The sequence below is a fragment of the Craterilacuibacter sp. genome (assembly GCF_051659485.1).
Classification (GTDB): domain Bacteria; phylum Pseudomonadota; class Gammaproteobacteria; order Burkholderiales; family Chromobacteriaceae; genus Craterilacuibacter.
This window is the reverse complement of record NZ_JBOFOO010000178.1, coordinates 1-1,827: the sequence shown is the minus strand read 5'-3', so window position 1 is coordinate 1,827 and position 1,827 is coordinate 1. Positions and strand designations below refer to the sequence as shown.

Below are 1,827 nucleotides of genomic sequence, written 5' to 3'. Positions count from 1 at the left end.
CATAGGCCAACTGTTTTTGCATGTTAGGTGCCGCAGCAAAGGATGAAAACTCGCCCATGCATAGCGTGTAACCGTCTGGTGCTGCCTTAGCTGTAATTTCCGCCGAGAGCATTGCCTGCCCGGCACGATTTTCAATAATGACCTGCTTTCCCCATTTCTCACTCAGTTGCTGCGCCAGTAAGCGCGCGGAGATATCGATAGCGTTGCCGGCAGCGCCAGTGCCGATGCGCACGGGCTTGGCGGGATAGCTTCGGACTTCTAACAACTCAGCCGCATTAGTGCCGCGCGCAGATGCAACGAAAATCAATGCAAATGCGATATTCAACAGAGTGCTCATTTTCCCCACCTTTCTAGAATCAGCCCACCATGCGTGAAAGATTGACACCTGCCTTCCATATCCGCAATGATCCAACTTTCAGCATTTACTGAATTTCGGTTACTGATATGGAACTTCGTGACATCCGATACCTCACGGTTGTTGCAGAGCACCAGAACATCGGGCGTGCAGCAGAAGCACTAGGCTTAAGCGCAACCGCGCTCAGCAAAAGTCTGCGTCGGCTTGAAAAGTCGGTCGGTGCAAAGCTCGTTGCGCGCGCTCCACAAGGCGTCGCGCTGACATCAGTCGGCGCGGCGCTCCTAGTCAGAGCCAGTCCGCTACAGGGCATACTGAATGATGTTCGCAACGAGGCTGCTGACCTGGCCCAAGGTTATGCGGGACAAATCAGGGTCGGCGTGAGCCAAGGTGCCGCCGAGAATCTTCTCGCGGACGCCTGCGTTGCCCTGTCCCCCGAAACCTCGAGAGTCAACCTCAAGATTACTGTCGCTGCCCCGTCCTCTTTTGCAAACAACCTGCGCAAGGGTGAACTGGATTTCTGGGTCGCAGACCGTCGGTCATTCTCCCCCAGCGAATTTACGAGTGACCTTTTATATGATGATGCGTACGTTGTATTTTCATCGGCGCATCATCCGCTTGCGAAACAGAAGAAAGTGTCTTTAGCAAATCTCGTCAACCAGCGTTGGGCGTCGACCAGCAACTTAACAAACCCGCAATGGCAGCAATTGATTTTGGGGATGGCCAGACAAGGACTTGCGCCACCCGCAGTTACGCTAGAAACCAACTCCCAGGCGGTACGGCTTTCAGCCATTGCGTTTGCCGGCTATCTGGGGATCAGTTCCAGGGAATTTGTACGTAAGGAAGGGCTCACGTATCCCCTGGTCGAATTACCCGTTAAGGAAGTGGTTCACATCCGCCGAATGTCGATTATTTGTCGTCGGAACAGTTACCTCTCGCCAGCCGCATTGCGCCTAATCGAAATTCTTAAGACACAGACCAAGGCCTTGCGGGACAAGAGGCAACGTGGCTAACCTTTCCTACAATAATTCTTAAAAAAGTATCTGGACCAACATATTCTTTAGCTTCAAGCTCAACGGGCCAATGCAGCCATTGCTATCGTATATCGACCGGAGTCATGCTCAGCTGAAATTTCGTCAAAGAGGTGTTCTATAACAGGATCCGCCGTCACGCGCGCCTGAACAATCTCTCGCCAGCCGAGTTCGAGCAGCGTTACTATCAGTAGCGTGCGCAGGCGGCTTAATGAACCAGACTTATCCGTCCGTTAAATTGGACCTCGTTCACTGCCGATGCCTGATCAATCCATGTGTGCAAAGCAAACTCTAGGACTGCTGGGCTGGGTCGGACGACGCAGAAAACTAGCTGCATATGACGTATCAACCTTCACACAGACCTCGCGCGGCGGGGTTTGTTTTTGGAGCATCCGGCTGGGACCGAAGAGGGGGCAGCACCGAGGCGCCTATACCGACCCGCGG

General features: G+C 53.4%; 2 protein-coding genes. One reads left to right on the top strand and one right to left on the bottom strand.

The window, feature by feature from the left end:
• The coding region (locus tag ACRC1E_RS06450) for a tripartite tricarboxylate transporter substrate-binding protein (RefSeq protein WP_438514290.1) at positions 1 to 337 on the bottom strand (337 nt) is incomplete at its 3' end.
• A gap of 107 nt (positions 338 to 444) precedes the next feature.
• Between ACRC1E_RS06450 and ACRC1E_RS06445 the strand changes: the two genes are divergently transcribed.
• Positions 445 to 1,365, top strand: a complete 921-nt coding sequence (locus ACRC1E_RS06445; protein WP_438514289.1) for a LysR family transcriptional regulator — start codon at positions 445 to 447, stop codon at positions 1,363 to 1,365.
• Positions 1,366 to 1,827: the final 462 nt, after the last annotated feature.